The 343-nt window shown below is 52.2% G+C and carries 1 rRNA gene; it reads left to right on the forward strand.

Features of this window, described 5'->3' with window-relative positions:
- A 23S ribosomal RNA gene (locus tag AC3A4H_RS23670) occupies positions 1–343 on the forward strand; the annotation flags it as partial.

A 343-nucleotide genomic window follows, 5' to 3' on the forward strand; every position in this document is an offset into this window, starting at 1 on the left:
AGGCAAATCCGCTTATCGTAAAGGCTGAGCTGTGATGGGGAAGCTCCTTATGGAGCGAAGTCTTTGATTCCCCGCTGCCAAGAAAAGCTTCTAGCGAGATAAAAGGTGCCTGTACCGCAAACCGACACAGGTAGGCGAGGAGAGAATCCTAAGGTGTGCGAGAGAACTCTGGTTAAGGAACTCGGCAAAATGACCCCGTAACTTCGGGAGAAGGGGTGCTTTCTTAACGGAAAGCCGCAGTGAATAGGCCCAAGCGACTGTTTAGCAAAAACACAGCTCTCTGCGAAGCCGTAAGGCGAACTATAGGGGGTGACACCTGCCCGGTGCTGGAAGCTTAAGGAGA

Source organism: Pseudaminobacter sp. Soil_N_29 (assembly GCF_057656055.1).